This is a genomic window from Arsukibacterium sp., assembly GCF_033721375.1.
Classification (GTDB): Bacteria; Pseudomonadota; Gammaproteobacteria; order Enterobacterales; family Alteromonadaceae; genus Alishewanella.
On the sequence record NZ_JAWWAP010000009.1, the window covers coordinates 1 to 19,864 of the forward strand.

At 50.6% G+C, this 19,864-nt stretch carries 15 protein-coding genes and 1 pseudogene; 7 read left to right on the plus strand and 9 right to left on the minus strand.

The genetic code is table 11. The features are described from left to right. The 4 genes and pseudogenes from R3187_RS14465 to R3187_RS14480 form a co-directional block, all read right to left on the minus strand. Window positions 1–681: pseudogene (locus tag R3187_RS14465) on the minus strand (mandelate racemase/muconate lactonizing enzyme family protein); the annotation flags it as partial. A gap of 26 nt (window positions 682–707) precedes the next feature. After that, a complete protein-coding gene (locus R3187_RS14470) occupies window positions 708–1,475 on the minus strand; it encodes a class II aldolase/adducin family protein (RefSeq protein WP_318967766.1) in 768 nt (255 codons plus the stop codon). 194 nt (window positions 1,476–1,669) lie between these two features. Then, entirely contained in the window at window positions 1,670–2,830 is a 1,161-nt protein-coding gene (locus R3187_RS14475) for a hypothetical protein (protein WP_318967767.1), read from the minus strand. 30 nt (window positions 2,831–2,860) lie between these two features. Next, the gene (locus R3187_RS14480; protein ID WP_318967768.1) at window positions 2,861–5,305 is read right to left on the minus strand and encodes a vitamin K epoxide reductase family protein; all 2,445 of its coding nucleotides are present in this window, start codon (window positions 5,303–5,305) and stop codon (window positions 2,861–2,863) included. A gap of 486 nt (window positions 5,306–5,791) precedes the next feature. On the opposite strand from R3187_RS14480, the gene R3187_RS14485 reads away from it, so the two are divergent. Continuing rightward, window positions 5,792–7,237 (plus strand): bifunctional 2-methylcitrate dehydratase/aconitate hydratase, encoded by a 1,446-nt coding sequence (locus R3187_RS14485; protein ID WP_318967769.1) that lies wholly within the window; start codon window positions 5,792–5,794, stop codon window positions 7,235–7,237. Window positions 7,238–7,475: 238 nt separating this feature from the next. Here R3187_RS14485 and pgi read toward each other — a convergent pair whose 3' ends face one another. Both pgi and tal read right to left on the minus strand, forming a co-directional pair. Continuing rightward, entirely contained in the window at window positions 7,476–9,122 is a 1,647-nt protein-coding gene (pgi, locus tag R3187_RS14490; protein WP_318967770.1) for a glucose-6-phosphate isomerase, read from the minus strand. A gap of 45 nt (window positions 9,123–9,167) precedes the next feature. Beyond that, window positions 9,168–10,118, minus strand: a complete 951-nt coding sequence (tal, locus tag R3187_RS14495; protein ID WP_318967771.1) for a transaldolase — start codon at window positions 10,116–10,118, stop codon at window positions 9,168–9,170. Between the two features lie 213 nt (window positions 10,119–10,331). On the opposite strand from tal, the gene R3187_RS14500 reads away from it, so the two are divergent. From R3187_RS14500 to R3187_RS14510, 3 genes are all read left to right on the plus strand, one after another. Further along, window positions 10,332–11,948 carry a response regulator gene (locus tag R3187_RS14500; RefSeq protein ID WP_318967772.1) on the plus strand — a complete coding sequence of 539 codons (1,617 nt, stop codon included), beginning with the start codon at window positions 10,332–10,334 and terminating at the stop codon, window positions 11,946–11,948. 107 nt (window positions 11,949–12,055) lie between these two features. After that, complete coding sequence (gene yaaA, locus R3187_RS14505) at window positions 12,056–12,832, plus strand: peroxide stress protein YaaA (RefSeq protein WP_318967773.1); 777 nt, start codon at window positions 12,056–12,058, stop codon at window positions 12,830–12,832. Between the two features lie 82 nt (window positions 12,833–12,914). Then, window positions 12,915–14,213, plus strand: coding sequence for an inosine/guanosine kinase (locus R3187_RS14510; protein ID WP_318967774.1), 1,299 nt, complete (start codon window positions 12,915–12,917; stop codon window positions 14,211–14,213). A gap of 30 nt (window positions 14,214–14,243) precedes the next feature. Here R3187_RS14510 and R3187_RS14515 read toward each other — a convergent pair whose 3' ends face one another. Together R3187_RS14515 and srmB are read right to left on the minus strand one after the other, a co-directional pair. After that, the gene (locus R3187_RS14515) at window positions 14,244–15,311 is read right to left on the minus strand and encodes an LD-carboxypeptidase (protein ID WP_318967775.1); all 1,068 of its coding nucleotides are present in this window, start codon (window positions 15,309–15,311) and stop codon (window positions 14,244–14,246) included. Between the two features lie 138 nt (window positions 15,312–15,449). Continuing rightward, window positions 15,450–16,673, minus strand: a complete 1,224-nt coding sequence (srmB, locus tag R3187_RS14520) for an ATP-dependent RNA helicase SrmB (RefSeq protein ID WP_318967776.1) — start codon at window positions 16,671–16,673, stop codon at window positions 15,450–15,452. A 77-nt stretch (window positions 16,674–16,750) separates the two neighbouring features. Here srmB and R3187_RS14525 point away from each other — a divergent pair, with 77 nt between their 5' ends. Next, window positions 16,751–17,491 carry a tRNA1(Val) (adenine(37)-N6)-methyltransferase gene (locus tag R3187_RS14525; RefSeq protein WP_318967777.1) on the plus strand — a complete coding sequence of 247 codons (741 nt, stop codon included), beginning with the start codon at window positions 16,751–16,753 and terminating at the stop codon, window positions 17,489–17,491. Here the strand turns inward: R3187_RS14525 and fldB are convergent. Continuing rightward, window positions 17,488–18,006, minus strand: a complete 519-nt coding sequence (gene fldB, locus R3187_RS14530; protein ID WP_318967778.1) for a flavodoxin FldB — start codon at window positions 18,004–18,006, stop codon at window positions 17,488–17,490. The two genes, R3187_RS14525 and fldB, sit on opposite strands and share 4 nt — an antisense overlap. A gap of 133 nt (window positions 18,007–18,139) precedes the next feature. Here fldB and xerD point away from each other — a divergent pair, with 133 nt between their 5' ends. Both xerD and dsbC read left to right on the plus strand, forming a co-directional pair. Continuing rightward, on the plus strand, window positions 18,140–19,057 hold the full coding sequence (gene xerD / locus R3187_RS14535) for a site-specific tyrosine recombinase XerD (RefSeq protein WP_318967779.1): 918 nt from the start codon (window positions 18,140–18,142) through the stop codon (window positions 19,055–19,057). Window positions 19,058–19,089: 32 nt separating this feature from the next. Next, the gene (gene dsbC / locus R3187_RS14540; protein ID WP_318967780.1) at window positions 19,090–19,812 is read left to right on the plus strand and encodes a bifunctional protein-disulfide isomerase/oxidoreductase DsbC; all 723 of its coding nucleotides are present in this window, start codon (window positions 19,090–19,092) and stop codon (window positions 19,810–19,812) included. Window positions 19,813–19,864 lie beyond the last annotated feature (52 nt).

The window sequence follows — 19,864 nt, forward strand, 5'->3', positions numbered from 1 at the left end:
GCCAATCTGAATCGCCGAAGTGGCACCCGGCAAGCTGTGGCATTCAAAAATAATATCGACTTCGTCGCCGACCGCATCGCGGATAGCTTGCATTCTGGCGCGGTACAGCTTCATTTCCGTGCGGGAGATAATATTGGTGCGGTCGTAGTAGGTATTGCCGTCTTTATCGTACTGAATAGGGTCAACTTTTACCGCATCATAGCCCTCCGCAATGGCTTTTAAGGCTGCTTCAGCATACTGCTCGGGGTGCACCAGCGCTTTAAATTCCGGGCCCCAGTCAAACTGCAGTTGTGAAGCGTAAGTACGCAACTTGTCGTTAACTTTGCCACCGAGTAACTGATACACCGGCAGGTTCAGCGCCTTGCCTTTTATATCCCACAAAGCCGTATCGATAGCGCTCATCGCTGAATAAATTACCGGGCCGCCGCCCAGGCCCCAGAAGCTTTCACGCAGCATCCGTGACCAGAGCTTTTCGGTTTGAAACGGATCATGGCCAATTAAAAACGCTTCGGCCATTTCCTTTATCATGGCTGCCGCCGCACTGTGGCCTAAATCATAGGCCAGGCCGGCTTCACCGACGCCGCTGATACCTTCATCAGTATGAATTCTGACAAAAACCGGGGTCCATGCCGGACGATCCGGACAATAAATATCAAATACTTCAACGCGGGTAACTTTCATTGAGACTCCTGTTTGGCCGCGGACGGCTACTGAGCAAAACCGGGATCAAGCCGGTAGGCTTTACGGAGCATCGCTGGCCAGGCTAACTGACCGCCGGTGCTGCCACTGTGGACTACATTGGCTTGGTTGCTGATGTTGTCGACTATCGGTTGCGGTACCTGAATGACCGGCTGGCCGCTGGCCTGCAGCGCCAGCTGAATTTCACAGGCGCGCTGCAAATCGTAAAAGCGCATAAAGGCATCGCCAACGGTGGGGCCTACGGTTAAACCACCGTGGTTTACCAGCAACATATGGTTGTGCTGGCCTAAATCGGCCTGCAGCCGGGCTTTCTCATCCTGGTTAACTGCTAAGCCTTCATACTGATGATAGGCCAGCGAGCCTAAGGAAAACATCGCGTATTGGCTTAGCGGCAGCAGGCCTTGCTGCTGAGTGGCAACGGCGATGGTTTCTTTGGTATGCAGATGAATCACACAATGGGCGTCAGGCCGAACTTCATGAATAGCACTGTGAATGGTAAAACCCGCCGGGTTAATCTGAAACGGCGTGTCGTCCAGAATATTGCCGTCTAAATCGACCTTTACCAGATTAGAGGCGGTGACTTCATCAAAGGTCAGGCCAAAGGCATTCACTAAATAATGGTCGGTGCCGGGCAGCCGCGCTGATAAGTGAGTATAAATTAAATCGCCCCAGCGATGATGCTCTGCCAACCGGTAACAGGCAGCTAAGTCCAGCCGCAACTGCCATTCATCAGCACTAACTTTGGATTGTAAATTGAGTTTGGGCAAAGGTTGCAACGCGTTACCTCCGGCAAGCTGCCAGCCTGCAAATAGATGTTCAGAAGTCTAAGGGACTTGGCAGGGGGGATCAATGGCGCAGCATAAATAAAGTGGTGGCAATGGCACTATCTGTGCCGCGGCGCTATCTGTGCTGCGGCGCTATTTGTGCAGCAGCGCTACCCGGACAGCATTGCTGCCCGGGCAAGATGCCGTCATTCCGTGCCTGCTAACTCAAAACGGTAAATTGCAGCCGCTTCGCTCTGATCGGGCAGACGTTCAGCCGGGATGACCATCACGTCCCCACCTTGCTGGATGACTTTCAGTACCAGTTCTTCCAGTAAATCCGGATGCTCGTTGCTGGCGTGGTACTTATCTACTTTTGCCACGTCAAGCCGGTCTTTGCCGACCAGTAAAGTGGCAATCCGGCCTATTTTTGCAGCCTGTTCAATGTCAGCCAGTTTATTGGAGGCCAACCCCTGATTTGCTGACTGGTTGTACTGTTGCAGCATGTCGTCAATTTTCTGCTGGTACGACTCTGCCATAAGCTGCCAGCACTGCTGCCGCAATTTGTTAGTGTCCAGGTCGCTTAAATCAACAGTGACACCGTCCGCCAGCAAATTAGGGTTGTGACTGACTTCGCGGAAAAAGCCCTGGTTTTCCGGCAACGCTGCTAAAATCAGGGGCAATTCCGAAGGTTGGGAGTGATGCTCGGTAATGGCTTTATCGACCGCCCGGAAGTAGCGCTGACGGTCAATGTCTATTTCTTGCTGCTTATCGTTGCCACCTGACTCGTGGGCGTAGGGATCGCCGCGATCGCTGGTCGCACCAAAACCCTGATGATAGCCTGTCTGGTCAGAGGGGGTAAGTTGATGCCCTAAAGCCTGTTCTTTGGTTGTCGGCACATCAGGGTGAAGCGATATTTCATTTATCGTATCGCGGTTACCTGCAAACAAACGGATGCTGTCACGACTTAAACATAATACCTGATAGTTTTCCGTAGTCTGACTCAGCCGGATTAGCGGCGAGATATAAGGATGATCGCAGACAAAGGTGCGCCCTGCCACTGGCTGTTCCAGCTGCAGCACTTTAAAAAAACCATCGGCTGCAAACACTGCCAGACTGTTTTGCGGATGCTGCCAGAACTCCTCATCATCCTGCAGTTTTTCAAAGCCCTGCATCAGTTTGGCATGATCGGCATCAGGATACTGCTGCTGCAGTTTTTCTGATAATTGCGCTACCAGATTTTTGAACAAAATCGGATTTTCATTACGCTGAGGAAAGCTGCGGTGGGTCGGCATATACAATGACAGGCAAACCGTATCTTTAATTTTCATCAGTTCGTTAATGGTATTTCTATTGAGTTGTTCACTCATAAAACTATCCTCCGTTGTGTCGGAAAAATATCAGACAATCAGCCGTGACCAGCGGCCATATTGGCTTTGTACTGGTCCTTTCGGGATGCTGGCTGCCATAATCAGCACGGTAGCCAGTAAACTGGCAATAACACTACTGGTGCTGGTCGGAATAACAAAGGCACAAATCATCAATGCAAGCGCCAGAAACAGGTTAATAAACCGCAGCGCGCGACCACTCTCTGCCAGGGCAATCACCGAAATGGTGATTAACAGCGCGCCCAGCAGATGATGGGCATCTGCCATAGCGCCTTCCACGCCAAGCAGGAGTCGGCTGAACATCAACAAGGCTCCCAGCACAATGCAGATAAGCAGTCCGGGACACCACCAGCGCACACCGCCACCGAAAACGGCCTGAATAATGTGCTTAGGCGAATCGGCAAAGTCATCGTGATCCCGTCTGCCATCATCGTCATCGGTGTCGCCGACAAAAAATACCCGCAGTACAGACTGTCCCTGCTGTTTACGGCGCTTCAGAAACTGACAGGTCGCAATCAGCTCATCCAGTGAAAATGGAATTTGCAACAGCATGACCGTGGCGGCAATCAGACACAGGGTGCACCAGGTATTAAGGATAATAGGCTGGATAATAATAAAGGTAATGGAGACCACACCCATTGGCACAATCAGAAAGCCAAACAGGATCACCAGCCAGGGCATAGTACGCCAGCGCTGGCGAGAGCCTGCCAGCCCCACCAGTATCTCGAACAGATACACCAGCGCGCCAGCGCCGGCATCGGGCACCGGCCAGGCTTCTGACACTGAAGAGGTGATAATTTCAGCGGTACCATTTTTACCATCACCGGCAATGGCACCGGCAAAAAACGGATCCCAGATGGCATCAATATGGCCCAGCTGATAGGCTGCCATATAGGCAGAGATAAAAAAGCCAATAAAAGCCAGAATAATAATGGGTAGCCGCTGATACCAGGTTGACGGCGAATAAGACCAGCCGGGAGGAATGTCGGGGCCGGTCATCACGGCCACCGGCGATACCCCGGGAGCCGGACGTAATAACACTGAGAAGGCTATCACCATGGATCCGATAATGGTGCTGTTTAAATACACCGCAGGCTCTGGTGTCCAGAACCACAGTGGTGCAGTGAGCACCCAGCAGCCGATAGCCGCACTGGCCCAGCGGGTAGCAGGCAGTCGCCATGATAATGATAGTGTTGCCACAATCATCAGCAAAAGACCTGAGATTAAATCACTGTAAATCTGGGCGTCAGACTGATAATTAAGGCGCGGAACAGAGCCAATTAACCAGGCCCCCAGGCCAATATTAAACATCGGGCCCCACAGGTTACGGCTGTATTCCTGGCGGTACCAGCGTTCGTGGCGTTTACGCAAAGTTTCCGGATTGTCGGTAAGCTCTTCTGCTTCTTTCAGCCAGTCGGGCGGGCGGATGCCATTGTCCTGATACCAGGCCAGCGGGTCTTTTTTCAGTTGTTTGACCATTTGCGGCAGCACATCGCTGAGGCTATGGCGCGGTTGCCAGTCCAGTAGCTGACGGGCGCGGCTGATATCGAGCGCATAATGATCGGATGCCAGTTCGATTAGAAACGGCCGGATAAAGGGCGGTTCGCCATGATCGATTGCATCAGGTACCACAGGCTCGGCTTTCAGCTGCAGCCAGGCACCGGCTTTAGCGACCGGCTGCGGCAAACTGATAGTATGCCAGCTTTGCTCACCGTGAATTAACTTGCCGAGCTGGTCCTGCAGCGCGCTGTAGCTTAGCGTTTCTGCTTCGCCTGCCAGAATAGTGCAGTCCTCGGGTAACTCGTTACGCCGCTCTACGCAGCGCCTGAACAGCGCTATCATATCGTCCTGGTGAATATACGACTGGCCGGCATCCAGATCGCCCGCATATAAGTGAGATTTCAGGTCCCTTTCGTAAATGCGGGCTATCTGATGGCTCAGGGTCGGCACGGCGTTATGATCGCTATACAGGCCGGCCAGATGCAAAAATGTGCAGGGAATGCCGTTACGATGCTGACGAATAGTGGCCTCCGTCGCTGCTTTTGATTGCGGGTAGGCCCATTTGGGTGCTATTGGCGTCGCCTCGCTGACTTTATCACCCGGAGTCACCGGCTGATGGACCAGCATGGTTCCGGAATAAATAAATCGTTCCACTTTAAAGTCAGTCAACGCGGCCAGTAGTTTTTCTGAACCTTTGACATTGACTTCGTCATACAGCGGCGATTGCTCGCCGGTGAAATCAAAATAGGCAGCCAGATGAATGACTGCAGCTATATGTTCGCCGTATTGTTCACGGAAATGATGAAATGCCAGTGCCAGTGAGTCTGCAGACGTCAGATCAGCGACCAGAGTGTTTTCAGCCTCATCCCTGTCCATACCGACAACCTGATAATCCGGCCGCAGACTGTCTGCCAGGGCTGAACCAATGCTACCCCCTGAACCGGTGATCAATACCACCGGTTTCGGTTCTGTCTGCTTTGCCGATACGGCCTTATTGTTCCCGGTGTCTTGCTGGCTGCTGCTATCAGAATGTTTAGCGTTAATAGTATGTCCTCCTGTCTGGCTGGGTTCGCTGGCAGTTGCCGGTTACGTCACGATACGGGCAGAGGGAAATATCTTTAACTAGAAGCGTAGTCGATTTTTGTCGGGTTAACCAAACGACGGAGGCAGATAGAAAAAACCTTTTTGCTGCAACAAAACGTTGGGTATTGCTGTGAATCAAAGCGCCTTGTCTTGGGAAGCAGCAGAATCAAGTGGGGCATCCCATGAGGCGTGACACTGAAGGTTTGACCCTGACGGTTAAAGTTTAATGTTGGCAGTACCGTTATTACCAACCGCAGCAAAGGCGTGTATGACGAGCTATACTACTGCGCTTACATAAGTTGGCTTAAGGGTGTTTGATACCCTGTTCCATAAGTGGACAACCATTCATTGGAGTCACGGATGAATACGAATGCAGAATCAAATAGCAAACCCGATTATGACCGCCCCATCAGTGATATTGCCGGTTACGTCACCGACTATCAGATTGTAGATGACACCCTGTATGACACTGCCCGTTTTTGTTTAATGGATACGCTGGGGTGCGGTTTTTTAGCGTTACGATACCCGGAGTGCGCTAAACATCTCGGCCCGATTGTGGCGGGGACGTTAGTACCTAACGGCGCCCGGGTTCCAGGGACACAATTTGAACTGGATCCGATTAAAGCCGCGTTTGATATAGGGTGTAGTATTCGCTGGTTAGATTTTAATGATACCTGGTTAGCGGCTGAGTGGGGCCATCCATCAGACAATGTGGGTGGCATTTTAGCCGTAGCTGATTATGTGTCCCGTCAACGGTTAGCCCGCGGTCACAAACCTTTATGCATGAAAGACGTGCTGGCAGCGATGATTAAAGCACACGAAATTCAAGGCGTCCTGGCGCTGGAAAATAGTTTCAATCGGGTTGGGCTGGATCATGTTGTTTTAGTTAAAATTGCCTCTACTGCGGTGGTGACCCAACTGTTGGGTGGGGGCCGGTCCGATATTATGGCGGCGCTGTCCCAGGCATTGGTCGATGGTCAAAGCTTACGCACCTACCGGCATACGCCCAATACCGGTTCACGTAAGTCGTGGGCTGCCGGCGATGCCACCAGTCGTGCAGTACGTTTAGCCATGATGACTCTCTCTGGTGAAATGGGCTATCCCAGCGTGTTAAGCACAAAGACCTGGGGTTTTTATCAGGTATTATTCAACAGTAAAGCCTTTACGTTACCCCGGCCTTATGGTGAATATGTAATGGATAACGTGTTATTTAAAATTTCTTTTCCTGCAGAGTTTCATGCTCAGACCGCGATAGAGTGCGCCATTAAATTGCATCCCGCTGTGGTTAATTGTTTGGCCAATATTGATCGTATTGAATTAACAACACACCAATCTGCCATTCGGATTATCAGCAAACAAGGAGCATTGCATAACCCTGCCGATCGCGATCACTGTTTGCAATACATGGTGGCAATAGGGCTATTATTTGGCGATTTAAATGCAGATTCTTATGAAGATGAGGTTGCAATGGATAGCCGCATTGATGCGTTAAGAGAAAAAATGCGGGTCGCTGAAGACCCGCAGTATACGAAAGACTATCTTGATCCAAACAAGCGTAGTATAGCCAATGCTGTACAAGTTTTTTTTAAAGATGGTAGCAGTACTGAAAAGGTAGCCGTGGCGTATCCGCTTGGACATAAATTTCGAAGGGCAGAGGGTATTCCATTGTTACAAGCTAAATTTGCGCGCAATGTAAAAACCCGGTTTCCAGCTAAGCGGGCGAAAGCCATTGTCGGCATTTGTAATGACAAAGCGGCGTTTGAAAAATTAGCGGTTAATGAGTTTATGGACTTACTGATTATCTGAGCCAACGTGGATTTGACCTTAAAAGTTTCTAAAATCTCTGATAGGTGGCAGAACTTAGCAAATGAAATATGCGAAGACCGACGCAGCATTAGCCAAACTCACCCGCCTCAGAAGTAACCAGTTTAACAAGGCACCTCTAATCAGGTGCCTTGTTATAAGCTGAGTTGAAATTGATCAATAACACGATAATGTTGGCGATGGTTATCCACTGCAGCATGCAGTGCGAGTAATCTGCTGTTTAATCCTGCGCGGCTAAAAAACGTTGCATCAGTTCCGCTGTTGAACTATCAAAAGCAGAACCTGCAGCGTTATGGCTGCTATTTCCTGCCAATGCCTGATAAATTGGCCCGGATAACTGCTTGCCAAGCTCCACTCCCCATTGATCAAAACTGTTCAGCTGCCAGATCGCTCCCTGACAGAATACTTTATGTTCGTACAGCGCTATCAGAGCCCCTAAATAGTAAGGTGATAACTCGGGCAGCAGTAGGGTATTGCTGGGCTTATTGCCCGGCGACACTTTATGTGGTGCCAGGGCTTTTGCCTGCTGTTCGTTCATGCCCTGGGCCAGACATTCAGCCGTTGCTTCCTGCAGCGTTTTGCCCTGCATTAACGCCTGCGTCTGGGCAAAGCAGTGCGCTGCCAGCCGGATATGCTGATCCTGCAGCGGGTGTTTTACTTTTAGCGGCAGAATAAAGTCGGCCGGCACTGCCTGCGCACTTTGATGCAACAGCTGGTGATAGGCATGCTGACCGTTGGTGCCGGCATCGCCCCAAATAACCGGCGCGGTCGCATAGGGTAAGGCGGTACCGTCACGACCGACCCTTTTGCCATTACTTTCCATATCCAGTTGCTGCACATAAGAAGGTAGCAGGCGTAAGTAATGGCTGTAGGGCAGCAGAGCCTGAGCTTGACAATGATGGCCGTTAATATACCAGATGCCGAGTAAAGCCAGAATAACCGGCATATTCTCGGTAAAAGGCGCATTGAAAAAATGCTGGTCCATCGCTGCCGCACCGGCTAACAGCTGGTTAAACTGCTGGTTGCCTATCATCAGGGCTACTGGCAAGCCAATGGCGGACCATAGCGAATACCTGCCGCCAACCCAGTCCCACATCGGCAGAATGTTTTTCTGTTCAATGCCAAATTCGGCGGCGGCCGCAATATTAGATGACGTTGCCCAGAAGTGATGAGCAATGGCCTTTTTATCTGCACCATGTGCGGTAAACCACTGGCGGATAGCCAATGCATTTTGTTTGGTTTCTTCGGTGCCAAACGATTTTGATGCTACCACCACCAGGGTAGTAGCAGGGTTTAATCCGGCGAGGATATCGCTGACCACAGCACCGTCAATATTGCCGGCAAAATGCAGCTTAACCGGGCTGCAGTGATAAGGGATCAGTGCTTCAACAGCCATCTGTGGCCCCAGTAACGAGCCGCCTATACCTACCCAAATCAGATCAGTAATGGCGCTGCCCTGATAACCCAGATATTGCTGTTGATGCAAGGTATCTATCAGCGCCGCCATTCTGGCCCGGCAGTCGCTGATTTGTTGACCAATGTCTTCGCCATCCAGCATCAGACCACTGACATCCTGCTGGCGCAGCCTGGTATGCCAGACCGCGCGTTGCTCGGTATTGTTTATCGCGGCACCTTCAAGCATTTGCTTTCGCAACTTACTGATATCACTGTCAACGGCGAGTTGCTGCAGCGCCTGCCAGCTGGTGTCATTAATCAGGTTTTTGGCATAATCCAGGGTAATACCACAGGCTGAGGTGCTGTAACGCTCTGCCCGTCGGGCATCCTGTTTAAATGCGTCGCGTAAATTACCGCTTTGTGTAGCAAGTGAGCTCAGCGGGCTCAGACGATCAATAACGTTGCCTGACATGTCGTACTCCTGTTCTGCTGCCAATACGTTCACTAGTGTCTGTCGTTACAGTTGTCCGGCAATTAACTGCTCCAGCTTGCGCTGGTCTACCGCAAATTTCCGGATCCCTTCCGCCAGCTTTTCAGTTGCCATGGCATCTTCATTCAGCATCCAGCGGAACTCACTCTCACTCAGCGCCGCTGGCTTGACCGTTTTTGCGCCACCATCAACCAGTTTTACCTCAAGAGTACCGTTTTGTTTGCTCAGCTCATCCAATAAAGCAGGGCTGATGGTCAGCCGGTCACAGCCGGCCAGCGCCAGCACTTCGCCGGTATTACGGAAACTGGCGCCCATAACCACGGTAGGGTAACCATGCTCTTTGTAAAAATGATAAATATCCCGTACCGACAACACGCCCGGATCGGTTTCGGCGGTATAGTCCTGCTTGGTATTGGCTTTGTACCAATCGAGAATACGACCGACAAAAGGCGAAATAAGGTAAGCACCTGCCTCGGCGCATGCGCGGGCCTGGGCCATATGAAACAGCAGGGTAAGGTTGCACTGGATCCCTTGCTGCTCTAGCTGCCTGGCTGCCTGGATGCCTTCCCAGGTAGAGGCTATTTTAATCAGGATCCGTTCGGTACTGATCCCGTTTTGCTGATACAGCTCTATCAGTTGCAGGGCTTTGGCGACCGTGGCTTCGGTATCAAATGATAAGCGGGCATCCACTTCGGTCGATACCCGGCCAGGCACCAGCTTACTGATCGCGGTACCGACATCCACCGCAAATTTATCACATGCCAGCTCCAGTGTGGCTGCCTGATCACTGGCATGGGCCCTGGCATAACTGATGGCACTGGCCAGCATGGGCCTGGCAAAATCAAGCTGACTGGCATTAAGTAATAGTGACGGGTTAGTGGTGGCATCTACCGGCCGGAACTGTTCAATTGCACCTAAATCACCACTGTCTACCACGACGGTGGTGACGGCTTTAAGTTGGCTTAATAAATCACTCATATTGTTTAATTACCATTTTTTTGAAGCATTCTAGGGTTGTTAACGATTTCAGGCAATAAATGTAGGAATATTACTACAAAAAGACCAGTTGTCAGCTGGTTTTCCGAAAAAGCATTGCACGGGTATCGCTAAATTACTATATTGCCATAGCGCTACTTTGCGCCATTTATGCCCAGCGTCGCAGTTTACTGATCACCTTAGCACAGGATGCAAATGATCTTACAAAGCCGGTTCTATAAAACTAAAAAATTGTTGTTGGTTGAAGACTGTGAACCTGTGCGTGCGTCCGTTAAAGGTATGCTACAACAAATAGGTTTCGAACAAATTACCGCTGTCGCTGATGCCGGTGCTGCTTTGTTACAGGCACAAAAACAGCCGTTCGATTTTATTTTAGCGGATTTTCAGTTAGGTGATGGCAAAGATGGCAGTCAGTTTTTCACTGAATTAAAATTACAGGGTTGGCTGAAAAACGGCGCTTGCTTTGCCATTATGTCAGCCGAACCGGTACGCCAACCGGTACATGGTGTGTTAGCTGGGCAACCGGACTGCTATTTGCTGAAACCCTTCAGTTATGTTGAGCTGGAAAAAAAGCTGGGCAAAGCGTTTCAAACCGGAATTGCCCTGCGCAAGGTTTTCCAGGCGGCTGCTGCGGCAGACTATCCGGCTGCCCTGGTTCAGGCTGATGAGGTAGTAAAACAATACCCGGCCCTTACCTTGCAAACTTTGCGCTTAAAAGCGGAAGTGATGCTGGCTGCCGGTGATGGGCAGTCAGCGCTGACCTTGTATCAGTTTGTTTGCCAGCAACGTGATTTCAGCTGGGCCCGCTTAGGTCAGGCCATTGCACTTTTGCAACTGACTCGCTATGACGAGGCGGCAACCGCACTGCAAGCTCTGGTTAACCAGGAAGATATAAAGCCTGAAGCACTGGCGTATCTGGTGCAACTGGCATTGGTTCAGGGTGAGCTGTCACAGGCAAAAGACTGGGTACTTGAACTGTTACGCTATAACGCTACTGACAATATTTATCAGCAATATTATGGCAATTTATTACATTTAATGGCTGATGAAGTGGCTGCGACGGCCTATTGGCAAAAACTGCTGCAACAATACCGGTTTTCCGCTTTTGACCATATTGAACCCTATCTGGCGCTGGCCCGCAGCCACTTACGGGCGGCGCAGTCAGCTGATCTGACCGGTAGCAACCCGCTTATCAGGCAATGTTTTGATACCCTGCAAACCGTACCATTGAAATTACTGACTGCCCAGGGGGCTAGCCAGCAAAAAATTTTGCTGGCCCATGGTTATCTGCTGCAGGGGGATGGCGCAAAAAGTGAAGCATTAATGGCCGAAGTCAGCACCGCTGACAACGACTTGCCAATCAGTAGTTTGCTGGATTTGGCCTGGTATCACTTTGCATGCAATGACACTAAAGCAGCTGGTGCGGTATTGCAGCAGGCGAAAGCCAGCGCTGATATATGGCGCCAGCGAGGCGATAGTATGCCCTGGCTGCAAGTGCAGCACTTTGCCACTATGCTTAACAGCAGCAGTAAACAATTGCAGCAATGGCAGCAGCAGGGCGCCGGGCAGCTGCAGGAAAACAAGCCTAAAGCGGCGTTGCAGACCTTACGCAGTGCATTTTTACTGTGTCCGGCCCACAGCACAACAGCGCTAAACCTGATCCAGGTGCTGGGGGCGTTGCCCGGTCACAAAGCGTTAAAGCCCTTGGCCAGTTGCGCATTGCAGCTGTTAAACAGTAAGGCATTAACCGCCAAAGAACGCAGCAGGTTAGCAAGTTTAACCGATGATTTACCCGAGCTGTATCTGGAGTAGCGCAAAATAGAAGCTGGTATCAACGTCACGCCGGGCTTTGAGCCAACCAGTGTCTCGTCACGTACCAGCTGCTTTACTTTTATAAATTCGCAATACAGGTAATTTTTATGTTGATGGTTGTTTCCCCGGCAAAAGATCTTGATGCAAACCCCGTTTCACTGCAGCTGGCTACCACTAAGCCCGCGCTGTTGCCCGAGGCAGCTGAACTGGCGGCTATTTGTAAAAAACTCAGCCCGGCTGAGCTGGGTTCGCTGATGCATATCAGTGACAAGCTGGCCGGTTTAAATGCCGCCCGTTTCAGTCAGTGGCATCAGGACTACACTGCTGATGAAGCGAAAGCAGCATTATTTATGTTTAACGGTGATGTCTATCAGGGGCTGGATGCGGCAAGCCTGACTACTAAACAGCTGCAGTTTGCCCAGCAACATCTGCGGATTTTAAGCGGCTTATATGGCGTACTGCGACCACTGGATTTAATGCTGCCATACCGACTGGAAATGGGTACTAAATTAACCAACCCGGCCGGCAAGGATTTATATGCCTTCTGGCAGCAGCAGATCACCGATAATCTGAACAGACAACTTACTGAGTTAAACGCCGAGCTATTACTGAATCTGGCATCGCAGGAATATTTTAAGGCGGTTAAGCCCAAAGCGCTGCAGGCCAGAGTGATAACCCCGGTATTTAAGGATTTTAAAAACGGCCAGTATAAAATTATCAGCTTTTTTGCCAAAAAAGCCCGCGGCCTGATGGCACGCTATGTCATTGAGAAGCAACTTACTGATCCAAAAGCGATAACTGATTTTAATCTGGCCGGTTACCAGTACAGTAAACAGGACTCAAGCGCCGATAAACCGGTGTTTTTACGCCAACAGTCAGAATAATTCAGCAAAGCATCAATAAGGCGCTTAGGCTTTACCAACATTTTTGCTAAAATAGCCACCTGTTTGTTGTTGAGCCTTTAGCATGAAATTTCCCGGCCTGCGTAAAATTAAGCATTACTTTCCTGTGTCTCAGCCAAAGCCGCAACTGCCAAGCTTTGAAGTGCGGCCTGAGCTGGATACCTATATCGTCGGCCTGGACCAAACCATCGTTGATGTCGTGGCCAGTGTTACCGATGATTTTCTGATCCGGTATGAGATTCAGAAAGGTTTATCCAATCTGGTTGAACATGCCAAAGCCAATGCCATTTATCAGGAACTGGTCAGTAAGCAGGCGATATCAGATCATTTTGCCGGTGGTACTATCGGCAACACCATTCATAACTATTCGGTACTGGCGGACGATAAATCAGTTCTGCTTGGCGTGATGTCGGCCAATATTGCGCTGGGTTCACCAGCCTACCATTATGTCTGTCATACCAGCTCAAAAGTGGATATGAACCATTTGCAGGGCGTGGCCGGTGATATCGGCCGCGGTATTACCATGATCACTCCGGACGGGGAGCGGACCTTTGTCATTGACCCCAGTGATATGGACCAGCTTGAGCCCGATTATATTCCAACCGATATTATTGCTGCCGCCTCGGCCTTTGTGGTCAGTGCTTATCCGCTGCGGGCCATCGGCCAGCCCATTCAACAGGCCATGCACAAGGCACTGGAAGATGCCAAAGTGCATGATGTACCGGTAGTGATGAGCCTGGGTACCCGCCATCTGGTGGAAGAGAACCGCGAGCAGATTATCAGTACCATTAAAAATTACGTAAATGTGCTGGCAATGAATGAACTGGAAGCGGAAGCGCTGACTGGTTTCAGTGATCCGCTAAAAGCGGCGGAAGCTATTCTGGATCATACCGATATGGTGCTGATCACTGCCGGGCCGGATGGCCTGTATTTGTGTGGTCATACTGATGAAAGTGTAAAGCGTGAGAGCAGCAACCCGATAAAATCAGCCAGTCTGGCCGATTTTAACCAGTATGAATTCAGCCGGCCGATGTTACGCAAATACTGTGAACTGCCGTTGAAGGTATATTCGCATATCGATCCGTATCTGGGCGGGCCGGAGCGTATTCAGAATACCAATGGGGCCGGTGATGGTGCCTTGTCGGCCATTTTGCACGATATGGCGGCTAATCATTTTCATAAGCAGGTGCAGCCGTTATCCGGTAAACATGAAATGCCGTACCTGGCGTATTCAAGCTTCGCCCAGATCTGTAAATATGCCAACCGGGTAAGTTATGAAATTCTGGCCCAGAATGCACCACGCTTATCAAAAGGCTTACCGGAGCGGGAAGATAGCCTGGAAGAGGCTTACTGGGAGCGGTAATAAACGGCCCCGCTTTGCGGGGCCGGTTTTTTAACCCTGAAACACGTTATTCAACATCCGGAAAGTACCCGCGTCGGCATCCATTTCTACCGGGGCGCCGTGCGGCACAATAAACTGTTTACTGAGATGGCCAATCATCGCCCCGCGGTAGGCCGGAATCTTCAGCGGTTTAATATGGTCATCAAAAATCTGATCCATCGTTAACCAGCCATAACCGCCACCGGGCCGGCAGGCCGTGCATTCACCAAAAATAAAGCCGGCAATTTTATCAAGCGCGCCCATCAGTTTTAAGGTGCTGAGCATTCTGTCTACCCGGTAAGGCGCTTCTTCGACATCTTCTAAAAATAAAATTTTACCGCTGAAGTCCGGCAAATACGGCGAGCCAGCTAATGCTGTTAACACCGTTAAGTTACCGCCAACCAGCTGGCCCTGCACTTTGCCGCCGGTAATGGTTTCAATCCGGTTTTGCCGCGGTACCAATTCATCTTTGGCATTCAGCTCATTTTGATATTGCATCAGTTCGCGCTGAAAAAATACCCGCTGAAACTGGTCGGCATTAAAGCTGTTCCAGCTGCCGGTGCCGTTAGGGCCATGAAAAGTAACCAGCCCGGTCTGGGCGTTAATGGCATTGTGCAGCGCGGTAATATCAGAATAACCAAGCAAAACCTTAGGGTTGCGTTTAATCAGCGGATAATCCAGTAGCGGCAGCAGCCGGGCCGCGCCCGAGCCGCCACGCAGGCAAATAATCGCTTTTACCTCCGGATCAGCAAACATGGCATTAATATCGCTGGCCCGCTCAAGATCAGTGCCGGCCAGATGGCCGCGGCGACCCTGCAGATGCTCGCCCTGTTTTACCTTAAATCCCAGCGCCTGCATCACTTCAGTGGCAATCTGAATATCCAGCCGCTCGTCTGTGGCTTTGGAGGGGCTGACCAATGCCACGGTGTCACCCGGGTTAAGCTTCTTGGGAAGAATAATGTCGCTATTGGCGGCAATTGTTTTGTTGCTTACAGCAGCACAACTACTAAGAGGTAATAATCCAAGCGGTAATGCAGTGAGTGCGAGCGCGCTCGATTGCAGAAATTGGCGTTTATTCATGATTTAATGCCTCTTAGTAATAAATTATTCCTAATTTATTGCTATTGATAGCATGCTTTTATTAGAAATGCAGCAGAACCGACACAAAAAAGCGCCGGTTTGCTGGAATAAGCGGCTTAATACCAGAGCCAGATCAGATTATTTTTTAGGCGCTTTTTTGGCCAGCTTTTTGGCCGCCAGCTTACCGGGCTTTTTCTTCTTCTTGCCTATTTTCGCTTCTTTATGCTTTGGCCGCAGGCTCTCAATCACCCGCCGTTTCAGCTTTTGCTCGGTGTAACGATCTATTTTGGCAACCATCGCCATATCATGCGCTTCAACCAGCGAGATCGCGGTGCCTTTTTTACCAGCCCGGCCGGTGCGGCCAATCCGGTGGACGTAGGTATCGGCACTGCGTGGCATATCGTAATTAATCACGTGGCTGATATCGTCAATATCCAGGCCGCGGGCGGCGATATCCGTGGCAATCAGCACCGGCACCTGGCCTTTACTGAAACGCTGTACGGCCTGTAACCTTTTATCCTGCGGCATTTCGCCTTGTAACCAGCAGCATTTAATACCGGCGCTTTCCAGCTGACCGGTTAAGCTGGCCAGCCGCTCGCGGGTTTTCACAAAAACGATAGCTTTGGTAACGTCTTCCTGCTTCAGAATATGGGTTAACAACGCCAGTTTATGAACGTTGTCATCGGCCAGATGCAGCCACTGTAGAATTTTGGCTTTTTCCTTGCGCGACGGTACCGCTTCAATTTGTTCAGGCTCTTTTAACGCCCGCGCGGCAAAGCGCTCTAAATTCAAACCTTCCAGGGTGGCAGAGAATAAAAAGGTCTGGCGCCGGCGCCGTGCTTCCAGCACTATCCGGTTCATTTCGCCAATAAAGCCCATATCGAGCATCCGGTCGGCTTCATCCAGAATAAGCACTTCCACTTCGTCTGCCTGAAAGCTTTCTTCATCCAGATACTCAGTTAACCGGCCCGGAGTGGCCACCAGAATATCATTGTTTTTTTCCAGGGTATCTTTATGGCTGCCATAATTAATACCGCCGGTAATCACGCCGACGTTAAGCTTGGTGTATTGCGCCAGCTGTTTAAATTCTTCGTAAACCTGAAATGCCAACTCGCGGGTAGGGGTCATTACCAGCACCCGGCAGAAACCCGGATCGCGCCGCGGGAAATCCAGTAAATACTGAATTGCCGGTAACACAAAAGCCAGTGTTTTACCGGTGCCGGTCGGTGCGCTGGCCAGTACATCGCGGCCATCGAGCGCTGGCGGAATGGCCAGTTGCTGAATTAAGGTTGGCTCGGTAAAGCCAGCCTGCTCCAGCGCCTGGTTAATAGAGTCGTCGAATTGAAAATCGGCAAAGCTCATAAAAGGTGTTCCTCAGAATGGCAGTATTCAGATGACAAACCGGTCTGGCAGCCAGTAAACTGATGGCAGAGGTGAAGATGTCGTCTGGTTTTAAGTGTAAACAATTTTTTGTAGGCCATGCCCAGTGCGCGATGAAAGTCGGGACTGACGGCTTATTGCTCGGGGCCTGGGCCAGCTTGCCCTCTGGCATAAGCCCCACAGCCACTGCAGCTACCGCTGCTGAGTGCACGTTTTTAGACATCGGCACTGGCAGTGGTTTAATCAGTCTGATGCTGGCGCAGCGCGCGCCACTGGCACAAATATCAGCGGTTGAACTGGACCCGGCAGCAGCCACGCAAGCGAAGTTTAATTTCCAGCAAAGCCCCTTTGCCAGTCGCCTGCAATTATTAAAAGGCGATATTCTAACCTATCAGCCCGCTGAACGTTATGCTTTAATTGTGTCTAACCCGCCTTTTTTCGAGAATGCCCTGCCAGCTGCTGATCCAAAGCGTCATCAGGCCAGACACACCGCCAGTTTGCCCTTACCGCTATTGCTGGCAAAAGCGGCAGAGCTGTTAACGCCAGACGGTAGTTTTGCGCTGATCCTGCCAGAAGCTGCTGCAGAGACATTCAGCCACCTGGCGCATCAGCAGGGCTGGTTTGCCCTGGCCAGCTGTCAGGTGCAAAGCCGGGCGGATAAAGCACCGATACGCCGCCTAATGCAATGGCAGCGTCAGCGGTGCCAGACGGCTAAGCAACAGTTGGTGATTCATAACGATGATGGCAGCTACAGTGCGCCATACCGAGCGTTGCTAAGAGATTTTTATCTGAATTTTTAAAGCCGTTCCGCAATTTCAGTCAGGATCTGACTTACCCAGGCGTTTAACCGCTCGTCAGTTTGTTCATACTGGTTTTCGTCGTCTAATGCTAAACCGTAAAACAACTCGCCGTCATCGGTCAGGGCTTTGGAAGCAATAAAGTCATAACCGCTGGTGGGCCAGAAACCAATACGGTCGGGCTGTTGCGGCGCAATAGCGTCGTGCAGCATGCCGACGGCATCAATAAACCATTCAGCGTAGCCAAGCTGATCGCCCATGCCATAAATGGCGATGGTTTTACCGCGTAAATCCACCTGGCTGATGTCATCCCAGTGCGCTTCCCAGTCTTCCTGAATTTCACCGAAGTCCCAGGTTGATAGCCCGAGAATTAATAGCTGATAATCAGCCATTTTCGCCAGCGGCACCGTTTTGATATTATGTAAATCAACAACATCAGCGCCAATTAATGCCTGGATTTTTTCTGCCACCATTTCGGTGTAGCAGGTGGTTGAGCCGTAAAATAAACCTATTTTCATCTGAATTCCGCCAGCTGATTCTGCGGCGCATTGTAGCAGAAGCTGCTGGCGCTGCCCAAGCCAGACTATGCCCTGGGGCGGCAATCGGCTAAGATAAGCGCTATTTCAGCTTACCGTTGCCAGGCCCTGAACAATGAACCCGGAACAACCACGAGCCCTTGACCCGGCCGAGCAGGCCCTGATCCAACAGTTTCTGGACCAGCTCTGGCTGGAAAAAGATGTTAGTCCGCATACGTTAAGTGCCTATGGCAGTGACTTAACCCAGTTTGGGCGTTTTCTGGCCGGCCAGCAGCAACAGTTGTTAAATGCCGATAGCCAGTTAATTAATCAGTTTCTGGCCATTCGCTATCAGCAGCAATTAAGCCCACGCAGCAGCTCCCGGATGTTAAGCAGCTTGCGGCGTTTTTACCGGCATTATCATAAAGCCGGTCGTTGTGCGGTTAATCCGGTCACCGAGCTGGTTAACCCGAAAATTGGCCGCAGTTTACCGAAAACCCTGTCAGAGCAGGATGTGGAAGCACTGCTGCAGGCACCGGATTGCAATGAGCTTATTCAGTTTCGGGATAAAGCCATGCTGGAGCTGCTTTATGCCTGTGGTCTGCGGGTCACCGAACTGATTAGTCTTACCCTGCAGCAGGTCAGTATTAATCAGGGGGTGCTGCGAGTGCTTGGTAAAGGCAGCAAAGAGCGGTTGGTACCGATGGGGGAAGAGGCTCAGGACTGGCTTAGCCGCTATTTACACCAGGCCCGACCTGATATTGTTAAAGGCGACAGTAATTTAGTGTTTGCCAGTAGCCGCGGCGGCCAGATGACCCGCCAAACTTTCTGGCACCGGATTAAGTTTTATGCGAAAGTAGCGGACATTCAGGCAACACTGTCGCCACACACACTGCGCCATGCCTTTGCTACCCATTTACTGAACCATGGCGCCGATTTGCGGGTCGTACAAATGCTGCTGGGGCACAGTGATTTATCCACTACCCAAATATATACCCATGTGGCCCAGGCGCGATTGCAGCGGCTGCATCAACAACATCATCCGCGTGGCTAATAGTTTATCAGCCATGCTAATTAGGAAAGGTTATGAAAAACTGGTTATCAGGTGCTTTTACACTGGGCATATTGAGCTTTAGCTCTGCTGTGGTTGCGCAAAAAGCGAATGAGGCTCCGGAGCTTACTGAAATTTCTCAAAGTCTTGCGCCTCTGGGGTTACAGGTTAATGCGGTGGCTAATAGCCCGATGCCCGGCTTATTGCAGGTATTTACTCAGCGCGGCTTGTTTTTTACCAGCAGCGACGGCCGGTTTTTTATTGAAGGTAATATTTATGATTTACAGCAGGCCGAGCTGGTCAATGATGTGCAGATGCGCAGCTATGTCACCGGCCAGTTGCCCGCTTTAGCTGACAGCTACATTGAATACAAAGCAAAAGATGAAAAACACGTAGTGTACGCCTTCACTGACCCAACCTGTGGCTATTGTCAGAAGCTGCACAGTGAAATGAAGCAGTATAATGATGCCGGTATTACGATCCGTTATCTGGCCTTTCCGCGTGGCGGCTTGAACAGTAAAACCGCACTGGAAATGCAACATTTATGGTGTGCACGTAATCAGCAAAAAGCGATGGATCTGGCCAAAGATAACAAGCGCAACCCACCGGCGATGTGTGATAACCCGGTTAAAAAACATTATGAACTGGGCCAGTCGTTTGGTATTAACGGCACGCCGGCCCTTATCCTGGACACCGGCCGGATTATTCCGGGTTACCAACCGGTAGCAGGATTATTAAAGCAATTTGAGGCTAACTGACAGTGGTAGGGTAAGGAGGCGATAGCCTTCTGATCACAACTTTAATCGCCTT

Bases quoted from the DNA above. Each gene is read 5' to 3' on its own strand.
- R3187_RS14475 (WP_318967767.1), bottom strand. From the start codon at position 2,830: ATGAGTGAACAACTCAATAGAAATACCATTAACGAACTGATGAAAATT.
- R3187_RS14485 (WP_318967769.1), top strand. From the start codon at position 5,792: ATGAATACGAATGCAGAATCAAATAGCAAACCCGATTATGACCGCCCC.
- pgi (WP_318967770.1), bottom strand. From the start codon at position 9,122: ATGTCAGGCAACGTTATTGATCGTCTGAGCCCGCTGAGCTCACTTGCT.
- tal (WP_318967771.1), bottom strand. From the start codon at position 10,118: ATGAGTGATTTATTAAGCCAACTTAAAGCCGTCACCACCGTCGTGGTA.
- R3187_RS14500 (WP_318967772.1), top strand. From the start codon at position 10,332: ATGATCTTACAAAGCCGGTTCTATAAAACTAAAAAATTGTTGTTGGTT.
- yaaA (WP_318967773.1), top strand. From the start codon at position 12,056: ATGTTGATGGTTGTTTCCCCGGCAAAAGATCTTGATGCAAACCCCGTT.
- R3187_RS14510 (WP_318967774.1), top strand. From the start codon at position 12,915: ATGAAATTTCCCGGCCTGCGTAAAATTAAGCATTACTTTCCTGTGTCT.
- R3187_RS14515 (WP_318967775.1), bottom strand. From the start codon at position 15,311: ATGAATAAACGCCAATTTCTGCAATCGAGCGCGCTCGCACTCACTGCA.
- srmB (WP_318967776.1), bottom strand. From the start codon at position 16,673: ATGAGCTTTGCCGATTTTCAATTCGACGACTCTATTAACCAGGCGCTG.
- R3187_RS14525 (WP_318967777.1), top strand. From the start codon at position 16,751: ATGTCGTCTGGTTTTAAGTGTAAACAATTTTTTGTAGGCCATGCCCAG.
- fldB (WP_318967778.1), bottom strand. From the start codon at position 18,006: ATGAAAATAGGTTTATTTTACGGCTCAACCACCTGCTACACCGAAATG.
- xerD (WP_318967779.1), top strand. From the start codon at position 18,140: ATGAACCCGGAACAACCACGAGCCCTTGACCCGGCCGAGCAGGCCCTG.
- dsbC (WP_318967780.1), top strand. From the start codon at position 19,090: ATGAAAAACTGGTTATCAGGTGCTTTTACACTGGGCATATTGAGCTTT.